This is a genomic window from Iodobacter sp. (genome assembly GCF_025352645.1).
In the GTDB taxonomy this organism is placed as follows: Bacteria; Pseudomonadota; Gammaproteobacteria; order Burkholderiales; family Chitinibacteraceae; genus Iodobacter.
Map to the genome: position 1 here is coordinate 30,589 of NZ_JANXSO010000138.1, position 18,130 is coordinate 48,718.

An 18,130-nucleotide genomic window follows, 5' to 3' on the forward strand; every position below is an offset into this window, starting at 1 on the left:
TTTAAGAAATAAGCATTCGTAAAAAGGTTGTCAGATGACCAGGGATAGCAAAAACCTCATCGTCGGGCTAGATATCGGCACATCCAAAGTGGTGGCCGTGGTTGCCGAGATCAAGGAAGACGGCTCACTCAATGTAGTTGGCCTAGGCTCGGCTGCCTCACGCGGTCTTAAGCGTGGTGTGGTGGTTGACATTGAAAAAACCGTTGCCGCCATCCAATCCGCGCTGGGTGAAGCCGAACTCATGGCCGATTGCAAGATCCGCGAGGTGATTACTGGCATCGCGGGCAGCCATATAAAGAGTATTAACTCTGATGGCATGGTGGCAATTAAAGATAAAGAAGTGACCAGTGCCGATGTAGACCGCGTGATTGAAACCGCTAGCGCAGTGAATATCCCAACCGACCACCAAGTGCTGCATATCTTGGCGCAGGAATACATGATTGACGGCCAAGAAGGCGTTAAAGAGCCACTAGGTATGTCGGGTGTGCGCTTACATGTGAATGTGCATATCGTCAGCGGTGCGGTCAGTGCGGTACAAAACATCACCAAATGCGTGCGTCGCTGCGGTTTAGAGATCGAAGAAGTGGTGTTACAGCCTTTGGCCTCCGCTTACTCGGTGCTCACCGAAGATGAAAAAGACCTCGGCGTTTGCTTGGTTGATATTGGCGGTGGCACCACCGATTTGGCGATCTTTATTGGTGGCGCAATCCGCCATACCGCCGTCATCCCTATTGCTGGCGACCAAGTCACCAACGATATCGCCATGGCGCTACGTACCCCCACGTCTGAAGCCGAGACCATCAAGTTGCAACATGGCGTAGCGCTGCGCCATATGAGCGATCCAGCGCAAATGATAGAAGTACCGGGCGTAGGTGAGCGCGGTGCGCGGCAGATGAGCCGTCATACCTTGGCTGAAGTGATTGAGCCACGAATTGAAGAGCTGTATGGCTTGGTTCAACAAGAACTACGCCGCTCTGGTTTTGAAGGCCGCCTATCCAGCGGCATCGTCATTACCGGAGGGGCAGCCATGATGCCTGGCATGGTGGAGCTAGGCGAAGAGATTTTCCATATGCCGCTACGAATGGGTACGCCAAAGTATGTTGGCGGCCTAGCCGAAGTGGTGAAAAACCCACGTTATTCCACCGCGGTGGGTTTATTACTGATCGCACGCGAACAACTACAAAAGAACCCCGTACATCGGGGCAAAGATGGCTCCATGGGGGATATTTTTGGCCGTATGAAGTCTTGGTTTCAAAACACATTCTGATCTATTTGGGTAAGTATCAGCGGTTGTTGGTAAACACCACAGCCGCTTAAATCGGGCAACGCAAGGAGAGCAACATGGCTTTAACTTTCGAAGTGCAAGAAGTTGCACATCACGTCAATATTAAAGTGATTGGTGTAGGCGGCGCAGGCTGCAATGCCATCAACAATATGATCGAGCACGCATTAAGTGGGGTGCAGTTTATTGCTGCCAACACCGATGCACAGGTGCTTAAATTATCTAAAGCCACCGATGTTGTGCAATTGGGCACTACGGGCTTTGGCGCAGGTTGCGATCCTGAAGTGGCCCGCGAAGCCGCTGAAGTGGATCGTGAACGCATTGGCGAGCTGATCAGCGGTGCCAATCTGCTGTTTATCACCGCAGGTATGGGTGGTGGTACAGGTACGGGTGCATCCCCAGTGATTGCGCAAATTGCCCGCGAAAAAGGCATCTTTACCGTTGGCGTAGTCACCAAGCCAGGTCTTGACGAAGGCTCCCGCCAGAAAGTGGCCCAAGCGGGCATCGACGAGCTAAGCCGTCATGTAGATTCGCTGATTATTGTTTCTAACCAAAAGTTAGAAGAAGTGCTGGGCGAAGACGTAACCGTTGACGAAGCCTTCCGCGCTGCCGACGATGTGCTGCGCAATGCAGTGGCCTCTATCGTAGAAATCATTCAATACCCAGGCCTAATCAACGTTGACTTTGCCGACGTAAAAACCGTAATGCAAGAAAAAGGCATGGCGATGATGGGCTCGGCCTTCGCTGCTGGCGAAAACCGCTCTATCCGCGCTACCGAAGAAGCAATCAGCTGCCCATTGCTAGACAACATTAACTTCAAGGGTGCGCGTGGTGTGCTGCTGAATATCAGCGCCAGCCGTGCCAGCCTGAAGAAAAGCGAAATCACCCGCGCTCGTGAAATCATCCAATCACACGTAGCAGAAGATGCCATGGTAAAACACGGTGTGGTTTACGACGAAAGCTTGGGTGAGCAGATCCGTATCACCATTATCGCTACCGGCATGGGCAACACCAGCAAGCCACAGCTTTCTGTAGTGCCAACACCGCAGTTAAAAACTGGCACCGATAACCACTCAAGCGGCGAGCCAAACTGGAGCGAATACGATTTGCCACCCGGCTTTCGCCCTAGCGCACGCAACGCACGCGGCAATGCTGATGTGGCTACAACTAGCCGTAACAGCACATCAAATGTTGATATGGATATTCCAGCGTTTTTACGTCGTCAAGCAGATTAATGGCGCATGGGAGCGGCTCATAAAGCATCTTCCACGAAATACACAAGCAGCACGCAAGCCATGCTGTATCGCCCAGAATGGATAAATAGCCCCAAAGCCATTTTTGTGCCTTCCGTGTTTTTCGTGGACTATGGTTTTTTTCGTCATACCGTGAACTACGGCAAAGGATTTTAAGGAAAGGCCTATCGGCACGATTGAAAAGATCAAAACCAGCACAAACCCAGTGCTGGTAAGATTGCGGCCTGCCGATTAACGAGACCAATATGTTCCAACAACGCACTCTGAAAACGACAATCCGCGCCGTTGGCGTGGGCCTGCACTCTGGCGAGCGTGTCACCCTCGTCTTAAAACCGGCCCCGATCAATAGCGGGATCGTCTTTCAACGCGTCGATTTGCCCGAGTCGACGCCATTCAGAGTAACGCCCGCGCTGGTTAATGACACGCGGCTCTCCTCCACGCTCGTCAAAGACGGTGTACGTGTTGGAACAATTGAGCACATCATGTCGGCATTTGCGGGGCTAGGCATCGACAACGTAATTGTTGAAGTTGACGCCCCGGAAATGCCGATTATGGATGGATCGGCAGCGCCTTTTATCTATTTACTGCAATCAGCAGGCATCGTGGATCAACACGCGGCCAAACAATTTGTGCGCGTGCTGAAACCGATTGAAGTGATTGAAGGCGATAAATGGGTAAGGCTACTGCCCCACGAAGGCTATAAAGTGGCACTCACCATCGACTTTGCTCACCCCGCCTTTAAAAAATCCGCCCAAACCATCAAGATTGATTTTGCTAACACCAATTACGTCAGCGAAATCGCCCGCGCCCGCACCTTTGGCTTTATCCACGAAGTAGAATACCTGCGCATGAACGGCCTAGCCCGTGGCGGCAGTATGGATAACGCAATTGTGATTGACGAATACCGCGTACTGAACGACGGCGGCCTGCGCTTTGAAGACGAATTTGTGCGTCACAAAGTCTTAGATTTAATCGGTGATTTATACATCCTAGGCCGCCCACTGATCGCCGCCTTTGAAGGCTATAAATCCGGCCACGCCATGAATAACAAACTACTGCGCGCCCTGCTGGAAGACGCTAGCAACTACGAAATTGTTAGCTTTAACGAGCGCGACAAAGTCCCCAGCTCCTTCCACGATCTACCGGCCTTAGGAATCTGATGTTTATCGTGCTACGCCTGCTATTTGTCATAGCCGTTCTAGGCATCGCCTACTGTGCGTTCAAATACCAGCGCAGCCAAGATCCAAGCTGGCTACGCATCATTAAATGGATTCTGTATTCCACACTGGGTTTGCTGGTGATCTTTTTTGTGGGACTGGTGATAGAGCGGCTAGGGGTGGGTTGAGCTGAAGATTGTTGGACAAGTTTGATTTATTAACCCGCGCATGCTGCTGATAATTGGGTATTCCTATCATTACCACTAGAGAATGACGGGTTACGCCTACGACTAATCCGCCCTACAAAACAGGCTAAAGCACTAAAGAAAAAACTAACGAAGAAAAACAAAACTCTAACTAACCCAGCCTGATTTAAATACTGCAACCGAGATAAAAATAGATGAAGAAAGTAATCCGAATAGGTGACCCAACCAGTGACGGCGGCACCGTTGTAAGCGGTTCGCCCTACCGTGTTTTATACGGCAAAAATGTAGCGCGTATGGGCGATATAGTGTCTTGCCCAAAAAATGGCCATACTAATTGCGTCATCATTGAAGGTGATCCATCTTGGCTGGTAGACGGTAAGCCCGTCGCACTGGAGGGCCATTTAACCAGCTGTGGCGCGGTGCTATTTTCTACCCTGAAAGAGGTTGAAGTGGAAGTACAAGTGTCCCCCAGCGCCGTTGTAGAGGGGGCAAAAGCCGCCATAGCGGCCACGGCGGCAACTATCGCCGCCAAAGCACTGGCACCCTACGACGAACAAACCAAGCTGGTTTCTGGCCTAATAGAAGGCGTCCCCTACTTTATCGAGACGAAAGACGGCCAAATCATCTCCGGCCGCATTGGCGCAGATGGAAAGCTCCCCCGCATCGACACCAAAGACGAAAGCGAATATTCAATACTTTGGGGCGATGAAGCACTTGAAAAGATGGGGGAGAAATGAGTCAGAAACTCGTCCAACAAGCCAAAGTAAAAACCAACCTCACCAAGGGTTCTATCTGCTCAATCGACGTTCAAGCAGTCACATTCAAGAGCCTATGGGACAACTACGTCACAGGATCCCCTTACGACGACCCAAGCAAAACGCATTCAAACCAATGTGCTATCCGAATGAGTGCGACTTTGCACAAAGTCGGCGTGGAAATGAAGTCATTTTCACAGAAAACAGTCAAGCCAGAAGCCGGAAAAGAAAGTATTGGCCGCATCCTGCTTAATGGAAAAGCCACATCCACCCGCGCCGATGAAATGGCATCTTGGCTAAAACAACAACCATTTTGCGGATTACCCAAAGAACCAGAAAACATAACCGGCAAAGATTGGGAATCAAAAGTCAAAGACCGGACAGGAATTATTTTTTTCGGAGGATATTGGACTAGAGAAGGTGAAGAAGGTGCAGGTGCCAGCGGAGGACATATCGACTTGTGGAATGGATCTCGTCTTACAAATAACGGAACACTTGGAACAGTAGAAACATTTATGCGCTTTAGGCTAGGAATTCACCGACCATGGCCCCGCGTCTACTCAGACCTACGTGCGTCAAAAACGATTCTATTTTTCGAGATAAAATGATGCGTCGAGTCCTCATATTCATCATCGGTGCGGCAATAGGCTACTTGTTTGACATACTGCCATTCATTGTGGAGGCCACATTCAAACTTACGCTATGCGTTGAATCATGCCCAAGCTGGTTTAGATTAAGTTCACTAATAATCTACCTCATCATGCCAATACTATGGGGAGTATTAGCCGTTATCTGGTTTGGAAATGCATCCAGCCCCTCAATAAGCAAACAAAAGATAGCCATCGCTCTAGCCATATCTATAGTGCTAATGCTCCTAATCACATGGTACGCGTATGCATACCAAATGAGGCTCATATAGAGCACATAAGAAGAGCACCAAGGTTGTAGACGATAGCTTGCTGGACTGAATACGGCGTGCGCTTCGCGTTATTAACGCTCTACAACATCAGGTTAATTTCACCTTATGACCTTCTACAAATCAGAAAGTATTTCTCCCCCAACATCATGAAGCGCCTCGTAATAACACTATTAAGTGCTCTATTTGGGGCACTATTAATGACTACCATTTGCTGGGGAGCACTATATCTCTATGGCACCTTGTATTTAAAAGGATATGGGAGCTTCTTTGATACAAATCCTGCCGCAGCAAATATATTTTTCATGACATGGGGTGGGCTATCAATAGCATCGGGCATCGTGTGTGCATACTTTACACAGCGATGGCTTAAGAAACGCCAAAAAAACATACTATGGCTCAAATGAAACCCAAAATTGCACTGCTTTTTCTCTCAATCTTAAGCCTTATCTGTGGTTGCATAGCAGGATTACTCCGCACAACATTCATTATCAATTGCGGGGAAACTTGCCCTGACGAGCCTTTTACTTACGCTCTTTACGGAGCCATAGCGCTACCCTTTATTGGCTATTTCATATTGAGAAAAGCATGGGATAAAAAGCTACGCTTTGTATTAGTAGCCATTGGCTTATCAATAGCCATCGTACTCCCCGCTCTTTTTTGGTATGGGCACGAACTACATACGAGATACAAAGCGTTATACAAACAAACTCCCACTACCGATCTCGAATACAGTCAAATGATAATTGCAGAAAAACCACTCCTCGCCATAAATATTGCAGAAGGCGAACGATGTGCAATGGGTTCCACTTTCTGCGAAGACACACCTCGAACAATATCGGCACATTGTCGTAACGGTGTAGTTCAAATAACAGAAAAGTACTGGGCCTCATTCAAACGATTACCGGCAGAAGACTTACGCGGACTAATACCTGACGATAGCTATAAAGACTTCCCTAAAAACATTTGCACTAAATAAAACCATATGATTAAGCGCAACGTAATCACAATATTAAGCGCTCTATTAGGGGGTCTTGTAATGACGGTTATCTGTTGGGGAGCCTTGTATCTCTATGGAACCTTGTATCTAAAAGGGCATGGAAGCCTTTTTGATACAAACCCTAGTGCAGCTAATCTATTTTTCATGACTTGGGGAGGTCTATCGATAGCATCAGGCATAGCCTGCGCATACATTACGCAACAGAAGCATAAAAAAAAAGCAAAGGAAGATATTTTTCGCGTACGCGAAAAATGAGCACTTGCCACTGTTTGGCTAAGATTGCCCAAATCCTCGAAAAGGTAAAATTAGCCACTTAGAAAACAGATAAGAATCAGGAAGGAATCAAAAAGGAAGCAAAAGACTTTCTAAAGAAAGATTTAGCCACTGTTGAAAGAACCGTTAATTTAAAAATAAAAGTTCCTCTTTATCAATATGAATATGATGCACTAATTGATCTAGCATTCAATGCAGGCACAGGTAATGGTTTTACTAAGCTTGCAAAAAAAGTAAATAAAGGTGACTACTCAAAAGTACCTGAATTTATAAAAACATATAGAACCGGTGGCGGAAACAAAAAAAGAAGAGCCTCCCAAGCGAATTTATTTGGAAATGGAGAATACAATGCAAGTCATTAAATATACCATGCTTATGGTTTTATTATATGCAGGTTCAGCAATGGCATCAGAAAATATAGAATGCCTAAAACACTTAGGTGCCGGGATGTCAGATATATCCTGCTATCACGAATTAACGGAGCAAGAAAACAGAAACAACGATGCTATTATAATAGAGGTATTAAAAACAATGCCAAAAAATAGCAAGATTAAAGATATTTTTAGAAAAAATACCAGCTCAACCAAAACTAATACAATGGAATTTTGTAATATAAAACGCTTAGCTGCAGATAGTTGGAAGAAGGAAAAATCTGACCATATGTCAGAACATAAATATACGGACGTTATATATTATGAATGCCTATATAAACTAACAAAGAAAACAGGCGAAAACTTAGCATCATTGATAGATGAATACAAAAAAGAAAATTGAATATAAATAAAGCGGCATCATAGCTGGCTACTGGGTAACAGGCTTAGCCGTATCAACACTTTGTGGCCCTGCTGCTCCGATGTGTGCCGTTGCCGTAATTCTTGCTGGTTCATTTGCAGGTGGATATGCCGCAGGAGAAGCTATAGATTCCCTTGATGAAGAACTAGAGGAGTTTACACAATGGAAGATGAAATAAGAGAAAAAATATGGATTATAATGTCAGATGTTTTTGTTGATATAGAAATTGACTATAAATCAATAGCTGAAAATTTAAAATTAAATGCACAAGACATCAGTAACGATCAGTTAAAAATTATATTTTGCAATGAAGTTGCCCCGTATTGCGCTCCAAATATGATGGCAGTTATCCCACCTATATGGACTGGTTTTGCACCAGAATCTTTAATAAAAGGAATAAAAGAAAGCAATGAAAAATACAAAACTTCAATATACGCAATGATAAAGTTAGACATTTTTAAATTATTTAATAAATCATATATAAATGAAGAATGGGGGAATTTAGAAAAATATTTATAATAAATACTGACAAATGAGATTCTTAATAATTACTAAGAATCTCATTTGAATATTTCAAAGCACAGGAGATTTGTAATGAGGAACAAGGAAGCCCTCTACATCATCACCTTCACGAAGAATAAAACGAATTCCATAATGCAAACTATCCGTAATAATATCGCCATTGCTAAGATGACTACCCACTAAAGCATGGGAAGAACCATCACCAAACGAACATGCAACACCAGCCCCAGAAATAATTGTCGCCACAGAACCATCCGGATATTCAACTACATCACCTGTCCGAGCAATTGAACAACCATTCAATAAAAAATCAAAACCGTTTTCTTTAACCACGCCCCCTCTTGCAGTTCTACTACCAACCGTAGCACCCGAATAACAAGCCTTAATAGGAAGCGCCTCAACACGCGCCATCTCATCAAGAAGAGCCTGAATCTCAGGGCGACAATGTTCAGGAACAAGACTCATATCTAAATCCATAAGATAACCTTTCGCAAAAAAACCAAAACAGCATTCTAACGACAGCCAGAAAGATTACACAACAGCAATTATCACATAAGAAAAAAGAAAGTAAGAGAAGATCAAAAAAGTATCAAAAGCCCCCCCCGATTCGGGCGGTTACTTAGCATGGTTATTTGGACACCCAATTCAGGATTAAAACACTAAGGCTACTGCATCACCACTCGCCGTATTTTCTGCGCGGTGTAGCTCAGGCTTGCCAGCAAAATCACGATGCAAACCAATATGGGGATCAGCACTTCTGCAAGGCTCAAGGTTTCGCCATTCAGTATTTTGATAATCAGCTGGTTTTGCGCCAAGAGCGGCGTCCAAGAAAACCATACGGGATCAGCCCCCTGTTTTAACATGCCAATCACCAAAGCCAGCGGTGCAAGTAGCATCAACATCGAGTTTCTGGCCTGCGCTTCCTTGTGGCTTTTACCATTAATCGCCACGGCGATTTGCAGGGCGGCAATCGCTAGCGCCAGCGGGCATAGCACGGCCAAAAATACAAAAGCGTCTTTGATTGAGAATTGAAAAGCAATTTTTAATACTTCGTTTTTAATTAAAAATAGCGAGGGAAAAATACTCATCACATTAAAAAACAATACGCAAACCGTGAGCGTGCCCACCGCCGCCCATTTGCCCAGAGCAAAATGCCAGCTCGATACAGGATTCATCATTAAGGGTTCTAAAGAGCCACGCTCCCGCTCCCCTGCCGAAGTATCAATCGCCGCATACATGCCCACGCCTAATAGCGTCATGATAAACATAAAGGGCAGCATTTCTTTTAAGCCAGCACTCTGCTGATTTTGTGCGCGGCTTAAATGGCGCTCTTCTACTTTTAATACCGCCAACACTTCTGCCGATACACCGCGCAATGCCAGATTTAATCCAGCCCTTTCTTGCATAAAGCCCTGCAATAATAGTTTCACCGGCCGCACACCCATTTGGGAATCTTTATTGGCTAGATCGCTGATAATTTCTACCTTTGGTGCAATACCTTGGGCAAACTGGCTGGCAAAGTCTTTAGATAAAAACAGTACTGGCTCGGTGTATTCCTTGCTATGCAATTTTTGGGCGTAATCAGCTGAGGCAGGTTTAATTTCAAAGCCTTGGCGCTGAATATAATTCACCAGCTCCGGCGCGTATTCAGCGCCTAGTACGCGAATAAAGCGTTTCTCATTTTGCTCATCCATTCTGGAATAAGCTTCAGAGCTGATAAATAAAAAAAACGGCATGCCCATTAAAGAAGACAAAATCACCACCAGCATCGTGCGCTTGTCTCTTAATGAATCAACCCATTCTTTTTTAAATATTTCCCAAATCATCATGCGCTCATTTCCAGTTTATTTTGTATTTAAAACCCAAGTCTTAAACCACGGAGCTTGGAAGAACACGGTAAACCAACATATAGAATGATTTTATCCGTGGTACTCCGTGTTCTCTGTGATTCAAGATTTGGGTTTTGCTCGCGCACCTAAGCAGTCATCATTTTTGAATGTTTCACGCAAAAGCCAGTTTCACAAAGGCGTCTTCAAAATTGCTTTCTGCGGCCTGATCTAATAGCTCGGCTACCGTTCCCTGTGCGACGGTTTCGCCACCTGCAACGATCACCACATGATCACAAAGCCGCTCTACTTCTTGCATGATATGGGTCGAGAACAGAATACATTTGCTGCCGCCAGCAGGCGATTTTAGCCATGCCAAAAATTCGCGAAGCGCTCGAGTTGCCAACACATCAAGACCATTTGTGGGCTCGTCCAGAATAATATTTTGCGGATCATGCACCAGCGCCCTTGCCAGTGCCGTTTTCATTTTCTCTCCCTGACTAAAGCCTTCGCAACGCCGCTCCATTAAGGCACGCATATCCAGCGCATCGGCCAGTGCCGTGGCTCGCGCATTGGCCTCATCATGGCTCATGCCGTGCAGCACGCCATAATAAGCAATGTTTTCACGGGCACTCAGCCTTGGGTACAAACCTCGTGCATCAGACAACACCCCCATCCGCGCTTGCGTGGCCTGCTTGCCTGCCTCCACCTGCACGCCATCAACCAGCACCCGCCCGGAATCCGCAGGCAGCAGCGCGGCAATCATGCGCAAAGTGGTGGTCTTGCCCGCGCCATTCGCGCCCAATAAGCCCGTGACCACGCCATCTGCCGCGCGAAAATGAATATCCTTCACGGCCTGCACCACGCTTTTAGAACGACGCGGCCAAGCTGTTTCACGAACAAATTGCTTAGATAGTTGCTCGACAATAATCATAAACTGCCTTTAAAAGACTTCTAAAAACCTAAATTCTGTAGACACAGAGAACACGGAGAAGGGCAAAAACGAGAAAAAACTTCGAGATAAATGAATCCAAAACCATGCCGGATACTTGCTGCGAGTCTGGTTTTACTCCGCCTTTCTCCGTGCGCTCTGTGTTCTCATTTAGCTCTGTGTCTACAGATCTTTTTAAGCTATTTAGGCAAGACCCACACCACAGGCCTTGGGATAGGTTTTACGCAGCTTAAGTCTGTTTTTTGCGCGTCTTCCGCATTTATAAAGCGGTACACCAGATCATCCACGCAGCTTTGCATCAGCATGCCGTGGCCGGATTTGCCCAGCACCACTTGTCTTGCCTTTGCCCCCAAGGCTTGAGCGACGTGGGCCGCGTGGGCGGGAGGCGTCACGGGATCAAGGCCGCCGCTTAATAGCAATACCGGCTGGGGGCTTTTAGGAATGGTGTAAAACGCGGCCGGAACTTCGCCGCGCGGCCAATCGGCACAGACTTTGCGATAGGTTTCAGTGCGAAAACGGCCAAAATCATCCTTCTCCACCGCCAGCGGTAAGCGCGCCGCTTCTTCCGCACACCACACCGAATAATGCATGCCCACCGCAATATTGCCTGGGTTGGGCAATGCCGTCATACCACTCAAAGCCAAGAGTGGATTAAAGCGCCCTGCTTTGGCCTCTGTAATGGCAAACGGCAGGCCCGAGCTATTTAACGGTGAATACAATACCGCCGATACCATGCCCAACACGGTATCGCGGCTCATGTTCACTGTTGCCTCGGTGCTTAAACGAGGATGCTTGAGTGCGGTAGATTTGGGCATACTGGCAAGTAGCTCTCGCCAGTTCTGCGCCAGCTGGGGGTAGGCTTTTTGGCAAGCTGCATCGCGGCTGCAATCGCTAAACAAGCTATCGAGTGATTTTTGTAAATCGCTACCGGACAAGGCGTAATCGGGCGGCACGATGCCATCGAGCACCACGCGCCTTAGCGCTTGCGGATACTGGCGTAAATACTCCAGCCCCACACGCGTGCCATAAGAAACCCCCAACAGATTAATCGCCGGATAGCCCTCGTTTTTGCGCACAGCTTCTAAATCCTGCACGGCAATGGCCGTGGTAAAAAAACGCAGATCGCCATAGGGAAGTTTTTGCAACTGAGCCTTGCAACTTTTAAGCGCTACAATGCCCCATTCAGCATCAGCAATCTTACTTAAATCCTGCGTTTCTGGGCACTCCAGCGGCGCGGAGCGGCCTGTGCCGCGCTGATCTACAAACACTAAATCACGGCGGCGCTGCAATTTATTGAGCGGCCCTTGTGCCCAACTGGCGACATTAATCGCGCTTTGGCCTGGGCCACCCGCCAACATAAACACAGGATCGGCGAGTTTATTACGGTCTTGCGCCTGCAAAACCATATAGTGAATCTGAATTTTTTTGCTAGAAGGATCGCGAGGATTCAGCGGGCGTTCAATTTGCCCGCATTGTACTTCGCTAGCAAAGCCATCAATGTGGCAAGGCTTAGTTGCCGCATGGGCAGAAAAGCTGAATAAGAGGAGGGAGAGGATTAATACTTGCATCGCTATCTTTGTATTAATAAGATTGACGCAAGTATAACCTAGGGCTTGCCTAAAACGTGGCGAGTGGAAATTGAAAAGCCCCTGATCACATAGTGATCAGGGGCTTAGTATTCTTGGTTGCGGGGACAGGACTCGAACCTGTGACCTTCGGGTTATGAGCCCGACGAGCTGCCAACTGCTCCACCCCGCGACAGAGAGGCGGACTATAGCCTGTGTGGCGGCTAGCGTCAATCTTAAATACCCCCTGATTATGTCTCTTGCTCGTTTTTTGTCGTTTGTCTGAGCATATCAAGGTTAATAGAGTTAACTCGTAGGGGCGCTGCTTGCTGCGCCCCTACAGTATATTGCCCTACATGCAATAGATGGCTTTGTTTGAGAAAGAGACATAATTAGGAAATACCTTAAAGAAGGTACGGCTTGCCGTGCCCCTACTTTGCTAGGGTTGCGTTCAATTTATCCACGCTGATCTCATTTTTACCGCCATTGGGCATACCAAACATGGCGGCCATTTCTTGGGCCTGCTCTTGTGTCAGCACCAATAGCTCTATGCGGCGATTGGATGCGGCTTGCGGGTTTTGAGCGTCATAAGGCGCACGATCGGCCATACCGACCACTTGCAGGATATTCTCTACCGGCATGCCGCCTTCTAGTAGCCCCACTCTGGCGGCCATGGCGCGGTTGCTAGATAAGCTCCAATTAGAAAACGCGGCGTAATTGGCATTCTTATATTGCATTGAATCGGTATGCCCAATCACCAAAAGCTGGTGATCGATGTGGGAGAAGATTGCGCCCATTTTGAGCAGTAGGCGGCGAAAGCGCTCACTTGGTACTTGGCTGCCACGCTCAAACATGCCTTGTTTATCGGTGTCGTGCAGCATGATGCGCAGGCCATAGGGCGTGATAATGGTTTGGATATTGTCTGAAAGTCCAGCTTCTTTAAATAGCTGAACAAATGTTTGCGCCAGCTCCTGCATATCACGCGGCGTGTCGTAATGTTTTTTAGGTGAGGCATTATCTGAGTATTGCAAAGAGGCCTGCGCCCCGCCGCCCTGCCCTGGCGTGGTCTGAATCGAGCCAGATTGATTGCTACCCGGCACCGGCTCACGTGCAATTAAACTGCCCTGAGGATTGCCCTGATGATCGATTAGCTCGCGGTTACCATTGCTGGCCAAAGAGCGGCCCGCACCGTTGCGCAAAACCCGCTCAATATTTTCTTTATCGCGGGCTGAAAGAACCCATAGCACCAGAAACAAACACATCAATGCCAGCACAAAATCCGCAAAGGCCACTTTCCATGCTCCACCGTGCGCTTCAGAACTTTGCTTGCGAGAAACGCGGCGGATAATTGTTTCTTCGTGTTTATTATTCTTATTGCTCACGCCGTTCCCTCTAGCGTGTTGATCCACATTTCCAGCTGAGAAAAACTAGGTTTAATATTGAGCTGCACCAAACGACGCCCAGCATCAATCGCCAGCAAAGGCGGTTTGCCCGATACATGCGTTACCAGCACCACTTTTACGCATTCCAGATTGGATAATTCTTCTTTTACCTGCTGATGCATCATATTGCACAGCGGATCCAACACACCGTAGCAGAGGAAAATCCCAATAAATGTCCCCACCATTGCAGCGCCCACGCGCTCGCTAATTTCGGCCACTTCAGCGCCTTCACTAATGGTGTGCATGGTCATCACAATCCCTAGCACCGCGGCCAAAATCCCAAAGCCTGGCATCCCTTCAGAGATTTTATGCAGCGATTTAGAAGGCTGATTCAGCTCTTCGTGAATGGCTTCTAATTCTTGCTCTAGCACGCCTTCTAATTCATGCGCATTGATTTTTCCCATCGCCATTAGGCGGAAGTTATCCACAATAAAGGCCAGTAATTTAGGCTGCTCCAACACTAGCGGGTAACGTTGAAATAAGGCGCTTTCTCTTGGCGATTCAACGTGCTGATCGAGTGCTTTTAGCCCTTGGCCCGCAGTAATTAATAGCTCGTACATGAGTAATAATAATTGGCGCTGAAAATCTGGCCCCTGCTTCTTGCCCATCACCACACGGCGAATTTGCCCCAACATTTCTGCCAGTACATGTTTAGGATTGCCCAATACCAAGGCACCAAAGCCCGCGCCAATAATGATTAACAGCTCAACCGGTTGCCAGATTAAGTGGAAAGTACCACCAATCATAAAAAACCCACCAAACACACACATCATTACGATGCCAATACCTAACAACAGCTGCATGCTTTATTCCAACTCTAATTAAGCCCCGCCAAGGGCGATTTTCATTTTCTTAATTGCCGATTTATTAATTTGGCAAACCCGCGCTTCTGTTAAATCCAGCACCAAAGCAATTTCTTTTAAATTTAATTCAAACTCGTAATACATTTGGATAACGCGCTGCTCTTTTTCATCTAGGTTTAATAAAGCACGTGCTAGGCTCAGCCGATTAATCACCGCATTTTCCGGCGATTCTGCCCCGCCTGATTCATGTGCACCGCCCGCTAATAAATCATCAAAACTCGATAATACTTCGGCATTTTCTGCCATTTGATACTCACGGTATTCCTGAGCGCTAATACTTAAGCCTTGTACCGCATCGGCCTCAGTAGGCTCTTTACCTAGTTTTTTTCTTAAGGCTCTAATCTCATCCCGAATGCGGTGCGCGCTTTGCCTTACCGACCTGGGCCGCCAATCTAATCGCCTTAATTCATCTAAAATTGCACCGCGCATACGCAATAATGCAAAGCCAATAAATTTATCATCGGGCGTGCCATAGCGCCGCAAGGAATCGAGCAAGGCCATCAGGCCAATTTGCTCCATATCTTCACGATCTAAAACAGCACCCACTTGGGAAGAAAGCTGCCTAAGCACCCGATTCAGCAAAGGCGTATATTCCGCAAGTAAAGCCGCTTCTTGTTTAGCATCTAAGGTGCTATCCAAATGAATGTATGCGTCGGCAAGATCCACAATTTACTCAACAATCAATTTACTAACCATCACATCAGAAAATGGCTTTTCTGAACCTCCGCCAATATAGGCAGTCGCAAATTCTTTATTTAATAAACTGTGATAATCTTCTATGGTCATTTTATTGGCTATAGTGAGATTAAGATGCGATAAAACCTTTACGGCGGTACTCTTTAAAAAAGGCAGATGGTTTTTAATTTCAGCTTCTTTTTCCTTACTGGTTCTAAACACCAAATCCACCGCAATATAATGCGTAGATAAAGAGCTGCCATCGTCATTACGCAGCATGACAATAATCTTATCCACCGTGGCAAACTTATATTCAATTGGCTCATGCTTAACTACTTTAGGGGCGCTATCTTGCTTAAAGTAATAAGCCGCCCCACCGCCCACTCCAGCAGCAACTAATAAACCTAAAACAATAAAAATAATATTCTTAGACATGGTGATTTCCAGATCGATTAAATGCGCGCCAGAATGGAGCCAAACTCACTCGCTTCTTCGTTTAATTCTGCTAAAGCTTTACCAACCTCATCCGGCTGCTGCTGATGTTTTTTATTTGGCGAGCCATTTGTAGATGAATCTCTCACCTCAACAGCTACGCTGCTGTATTCCTTTTGGCTTAAATCAGTACGCATCTGCTCGGTAATTGCATGCAGCTGCTTGGTGACATCGCTATTGCTGGCGTGCAATTGCACCGATAAAGCACCCGCTTCGTGTTTAATACTGATTTCTAATGAGCCGAGCATAGGCGGGGATAATTTAATCACCGCGCGCTCAATACCATGCCCAAGCTGCACATCGATGCGATCTTTTAGTGCCGTTTCTAACTGGCGTGACCAAGTAGCGGGCTGAGTGGGCTCCAGCTTAATCGGTGCCCATTCAGATGGCTTGGCTTCTGGCGCGCTGCTGACGGCCAGCGTAGTTAATTCAAAAGGGCGCATAGCAATAGGCTGATCTGGCGCATCATTGGCGATCACTGCCACAGCATCATTCTTTAGTACAGGCGCATCAGCATCTTGGCGTGGCTGACTCATCAGCGGAGCAGCAATAAGCGCTGGCGCTGCGGGGGCCACGGATATCTGCTCAGCGAGCCCCCACTCAGCGGCAGGCGCGGATGCTGGTGGCTGAGGCCGCTGAGGAATAATCGGCGCGAAGAACGCGGGCATACTCAAGAGGGACGTATCCGTAGTCGCTGCCAAAGGCTGCTCTGTCGGCTCTGTAAACTCTGCAGTTGTGACCTCAGCCGCAGGCGCTGCGCAGTCCTGCATCTCAGCGCTAAAAGACATAACCAACAAACTAGGATCAAGCGCAGGAATCGAGATGGGCAATGGGCTTAATTCTGCCGGAGCAGCCGGCGTAGTTGCGAGCAAGTTCATAGCGCCTCCGCCGCATAGGCAAGGCTGGCATCGCGCTGCACGGCAAACTGCGCCAATTTATCCGCCAATTCTTTAGTCGCTAGGCGGCAGGCTTCCTGCATAGTGGCGTATGCATCCCGCACCTCTTGCAGGGCAAGCTGCTCCTGTTGATCCCAAACTTGTCCAGCCAGCAAAGTGGAGAACTGCTCATCCAGCAGCAGCAGTTGATCCCAATCTTGCGCTGCCAATGCGCCCTGCATCTGGCTTATTTTGCTGCGAATTACTTTAAGCCTTGGCATCACGCACACCCAGCCAACCACCACGCAAAGTGCCTAATAATTGTTCAACTTCCACCACGGCTTCGATATCCAACTGACTGCTGGCGCTGTAAAGGCGGTAAACGCAAAAATCGTATAAGCGCGCCAGATTGGTAACCACCTCACCGCCTTGGTCAAAATCAAGTGCGCTAGACAGGCCATTTAAGATATCAATACATTTATTGATGCTCTCGCCTTTTTGCTCGAAACGCTTGTGTTCCATATGCGCTTTGGCACGAGCGAGTTCTTCCAAAAGGCCATCAAATAAAACCAAAACCAATTGCACTGGCGATGCATTAGAAGTCTGCGCTTCCAAATTCACCGAGTGATAACTGCTATAAGCTTCGTAATCCAAAATCTAAGCTCCTGTACTCTGTATATATATGGCGTATGGCGGTTGAACCCAATCCTACCAATTTAAGCATTTGTAGGATGGGCACGTTTTTCTGCCCACGCTGCACTAGTCCGCGTGGGCAAAATAAGCTGCCCACCCTACAAAGACCGCTGTCTCTCATTACATATTGTTAAACATATTGGATGTCTCACCCATTTGCGCCTGCAGCTGCTTTAGCTGGGTAAATTGCTTTAATGCACGCTGGTAAGCCTGATCGTACTGCTGAGAAATCTTATTGCTCGCAGCAGCCAGATCAATGCCTGCTTTAGACACCGATTCCTTGCGCGCTTTTAACAGACCATTGCTGGCGTTTAGCCATTTGCCGAGGTAATCATTATTTTCTTTAATTAGATCGGTACCCGTGCTGGCGTTAAAAATCTTCTCTAGCCCCGCTGGGTTTTCGATCAGCGCTTTATCGAGCTTAGTGCGATCAAGCGATAGATTGCCGTCGCGATCGGTTTTTACGCCAAAGTCCATCAGGCGCACGCCATCAAAGCTTTGCCTGACCAAGCCGTTTAATTTATCCCGCAGCGCACGAATACCCGAATCAGAGGCAAATGCACCACCTGCGTCCCGTTTGCCACTGTCATT

The 18,130-nt window shown here is 47.3% G+C and carries 23 protein-coding genes and 1 tRNA gene; 11 read left to right on the plus strand and 13 right to left on the minus strand.

Features of this window, described 5'->3' with window-relative positions; all coding sequences use genetic code 11:
• Positions 1-34 precede the first annotated feature (34 nt).
• From ftsA to Q0R17_RS15830, 11 genes are all read left to right on the plus strand, one after another.
• Positions 35-1,267 (plus strand): cell division protein FtsA, encoded by a 1,233-nt coding sequence (gene ftsA, locus Q0R17_RS15785; protein WP_293936547.1) that lies wholly within the window; start codon positions 35-37, stop codon positions 1,265-1,267.
• 74 nt (positions 1,268-1,341) lie between these two features.
• Positions 1,342-2,517 carry a cell division protein FtsZ gene (ftsZ, locus tag Q0R17_RS15790; protein ID WP_293936549.1) on the plus strand — a complete coding sequence of 392 codons (1,176 nt, stop codon included), beginning with the start codon at positions 1,342-1,344 and terminating at the stop codon, positions 2,515-2,517.
• A 263-nt stretch (positions 2,518-2,780) separates the two neighbouring features.
• On the plus strand, positions 2,781-3,695 hold the full coding sequence (lpxC, locus tag Q0R17_RS15795; RefSeq protein WP_293936551.1) for a UDP-3-O-acyl-N-acetylglucosamine deacetylase: 915 nt from the start codon (positions 2,781-2,783) through the stop codon (positions 3,693-3,695).
• Complete coding sequence (locus tag Q0R17_RS15800; RefSeq protein ID WP_293936554.1) at positions 3,695-3,880, plus strand: hypothetical protein; 186 nt, start codon at positions 3,695-3,697, stop codon at positions 3,878-3,880. The genes lpxC and Q0R17_RS15800 overlap by 1 nt, the downstream gene beginning before the upstream one ends.
• Before the next feature lie 212 nt (positions 3,881-4,092).
• Positions 4,093-4,635 carry a PAAR domain-containing protein gene (locus Q0R17_RS15805; protein WP_293936557.1) on the plus strand — a complete coding sequence of 181 codons (543 nt, stop codon included), beginning with the start codon at positions 4,093-4,095 and terminating at the stop codon, positions 4,633-4,635.
• A complete protein-coding gene (locus Q0R17_RS15810) occupies positions 4,632-5,261 on the plus strand; it encodes a type VI secretion system amidase effector protein Tae4 (RefSeq protein WP_293936559.1) in 630 nt (209 codons plus the stop codon). The genes Q0R17_RS15805 and Q0R17_RS15810 overlap by 4 nt, the downstream gene beginning before the upstream one ends.
• Before the next feature lie 711 nt (positions 5,262-5,972).
• Positions 5,973-6,548, plus strand: a complete 576-nt coding sequence (locus Q0R17_RS15815) for a hypothetical protein (RefSeq protein WP_293936562.1) — start codon at positions 5,973-5,975, stop codon at positions 6,546-6,548.
• 60 nt (positions 6,549-6,608) lie between these two features.
• Positions 6,609-6,824, plus strand: coding sequence for a hypothetical protein (locus Q0R17_RS15820; protein ID WP_293936565.1), 216 nt, complete (start codon positions 6,609-6,611; stop codon positions 6,822-6,824).
• Positions 6,825-6,910: 86 nt separating this feature from the next.
• On the plus strand, positions 6,911-7,204 hold the full coding sequence (locus Q0R17_RS20115) for a lysozyme (protein ID WP_374759879.1): 294 nt from the start codon (positions 6,911-6,913) through the stop codon (positions 7,202-7,204).
• The gene (locus tag Q0R17_RS15825) at positions 7,191-7,616 is read left to right on the plus strand and encodes a hypothetical protein (RefSeq protein ID WP_293936568.1); all 426 of its coding nucleotides are present in this window, start codon (positions 7,191-7,193) and stop codon (positions 7,614-7,616) included. Before Q0R17_RS20115 ends, Q0R17_RS15825 begins: the two co-directional genes overlap by 14 nt.
• Before the next feature lie 180 nt (positions 7,617-7,796).
• Positions 7,797-8,153, plus strand: a complete 357-nt coding sequence (locus tag Q0R17_RS15830; protein ID WP_293936570.1) for a hypothetical protein — start codon at positions 7,797-7,799, stop codon at positions 8,151-8,153.
• A gap of 54 nt (positions 8,154-8,207) precedes the next feature.
• Here the strand turns inward: Q0R17_RS15830 and Q0R17_RS15835 are convergent, their stop codons facing one another.
• From Q0R17_RS15835 to fliD, 13 genes are all read right to left on the minus strand, one after another.
• On the minus strand, positions 8,208-8,633 hold the full coding sequence (locus tag Q0R17_RS15835; protein ID WP_293936572.1) for a PAAR domain-containing protein: 426 nt from the start codon (positions 8,631-8,633) through the stop codon (positions 8,208-8,210).
• Between the two features lie 188 nt (positions 8,634-8,821).
• On the minus strand, positions 8,822-9,985 hold the full coding sequence (locus Q0R17_RS15840; RefSeq protein WP_293936575.1) for an ABC transporter permease: 1,164 nt from the start codon (positions 9,983-9,985) through the stop codon (positions 8,822-8,824).
• Between the two features lie 172 nt (positions 9,986-10,157).
• Positions 10,158-10,916: an ATP-binding cassette domain-containing protein gene (locus Q0R17_RS15845; protein WP_293936578.1), complete on the minus strand. Its 759-nt coding sequence runs from the start codon at positions 10,914-10,916 to the stop codon at positions 10,158-10,160.
• A 197-nt stretch (positions 10,917-11,113) separates the two neighbouring features.
• Entirely contained in the window at positions 11,114-12,502 is a 1,389-nt protein-coding gene (locus tag Q0R17_RS15850; protein ID WP_293936580.1) for an alpha/beta hydrolase, read from the minus strand.
• A 114-nt stretch (positions 12,503-12,616) separates the two neighbouring features.
• Positions 12,617-12,692: transfer RNA gene (locus Q0R17_RS15855), tRNA-Met, on the minus strand.
• 238 nt (positions 12,693-12,930) lie between these two features.
• Positions 12,931-13,881: a flagellar motor protein MotB gene (locus Q0R17_RS15860; RefSeq protein ID WP_293936583.1), complete on the minus strand. Its 951-nt coding sequence runs from the start codon at positions 13,879-13,881 to the stop codon at positions 12,931-12,933.
• The gene (motA, locus tag Q0R17_RS15865) at positions 13,878-14,744 is read right to left on the minus strand and encodes a flagellar motor stator protein MotA (protein ID WP_293936586.1); all 867 of its coding nucleotides are present in this window, start codon (positions 14,742-14,744) and stop codon (positions 13,878-13,880) included. Before motA ends, Q0R17_RS15860 begins: the two co-directional genes overlap by 4 nt.
• Before the next feature lie 18 nt (positions 14,745-14,762).
• Positions 14,763-15,470 carry an RNA polymerase sigma factor FliA gene (gene fliA / locus Q0R17_RS15870; protein WP_293936588.1) on the minus strand — a complete coding sequence of 236 codons (708 nt, stop codon included), beginning with the start codon at positions 15,468-15,470 and terminating at the stop codon, positions 14,763-14,765.
• Positions 15,471-15,473: 3 nt separating this feature from the next.
• Positions 15,474-15,914, minus strand: coding sequence for a flagellar basal body-associated protein FliL (locus tag Q0R17_RS15875; RefSeq protein ID WP_293936590.1), 441 nt, complete (start codon positions 15,912-15,914; stop codon positions 15,474-15,476).
• Between the two features lie 17 nt (positions 15,915-15,931).
• Positions 15,932-16,849 carry a flagellar hook-length control protein FliK gene (locus Q0R17_RS15880; RefSeq protein WP_293936592.1) on the minus strand — a complete coding sequence of 306 codons (918 nt, stop codon included), beginning with the start codon at positions 16,847-16,849 and terminating at the stop codon, positions 15,932-15,934.
• Positions 16,846-17,127, minus strand: coding sequence for a hypothetical protein (locus Q0R17_RS15885; RefSeq protein ID WP_293936594.1), 282 nt, complete (start codon positions 17,125-17,127; stop codon positions 16,846-16,848). The genes Q0R17_RS15880 and Q0R17_RS15885 overlap by 4 nt, the downstream gene beginning before the upstream one ends.
• Positions 17,114-17,500, minus strand: coding sequence for a flagellar export chaperone FliS (gene fliS / locus Q0R17_RS15890; RefSeq protein WP_293936595.1), 387 nt, complete (start codon positions 17,498-17,500; stop codon positions 17,114-17,116). Before fliS ends, Q0R17_RS15885 begins: the two co-directional genes overlap by 14 nt.
• Positions 17,501-17,659: 159 nt before the next feature.
• On the minus strand, positions 17,660-18,130 hold a 471-nt coding region (gene fliD, locus Q0R17_RS15895; protein ID WP_293936598.1), incomplete at its 5' end, for a flagellar filament capping protein FliD.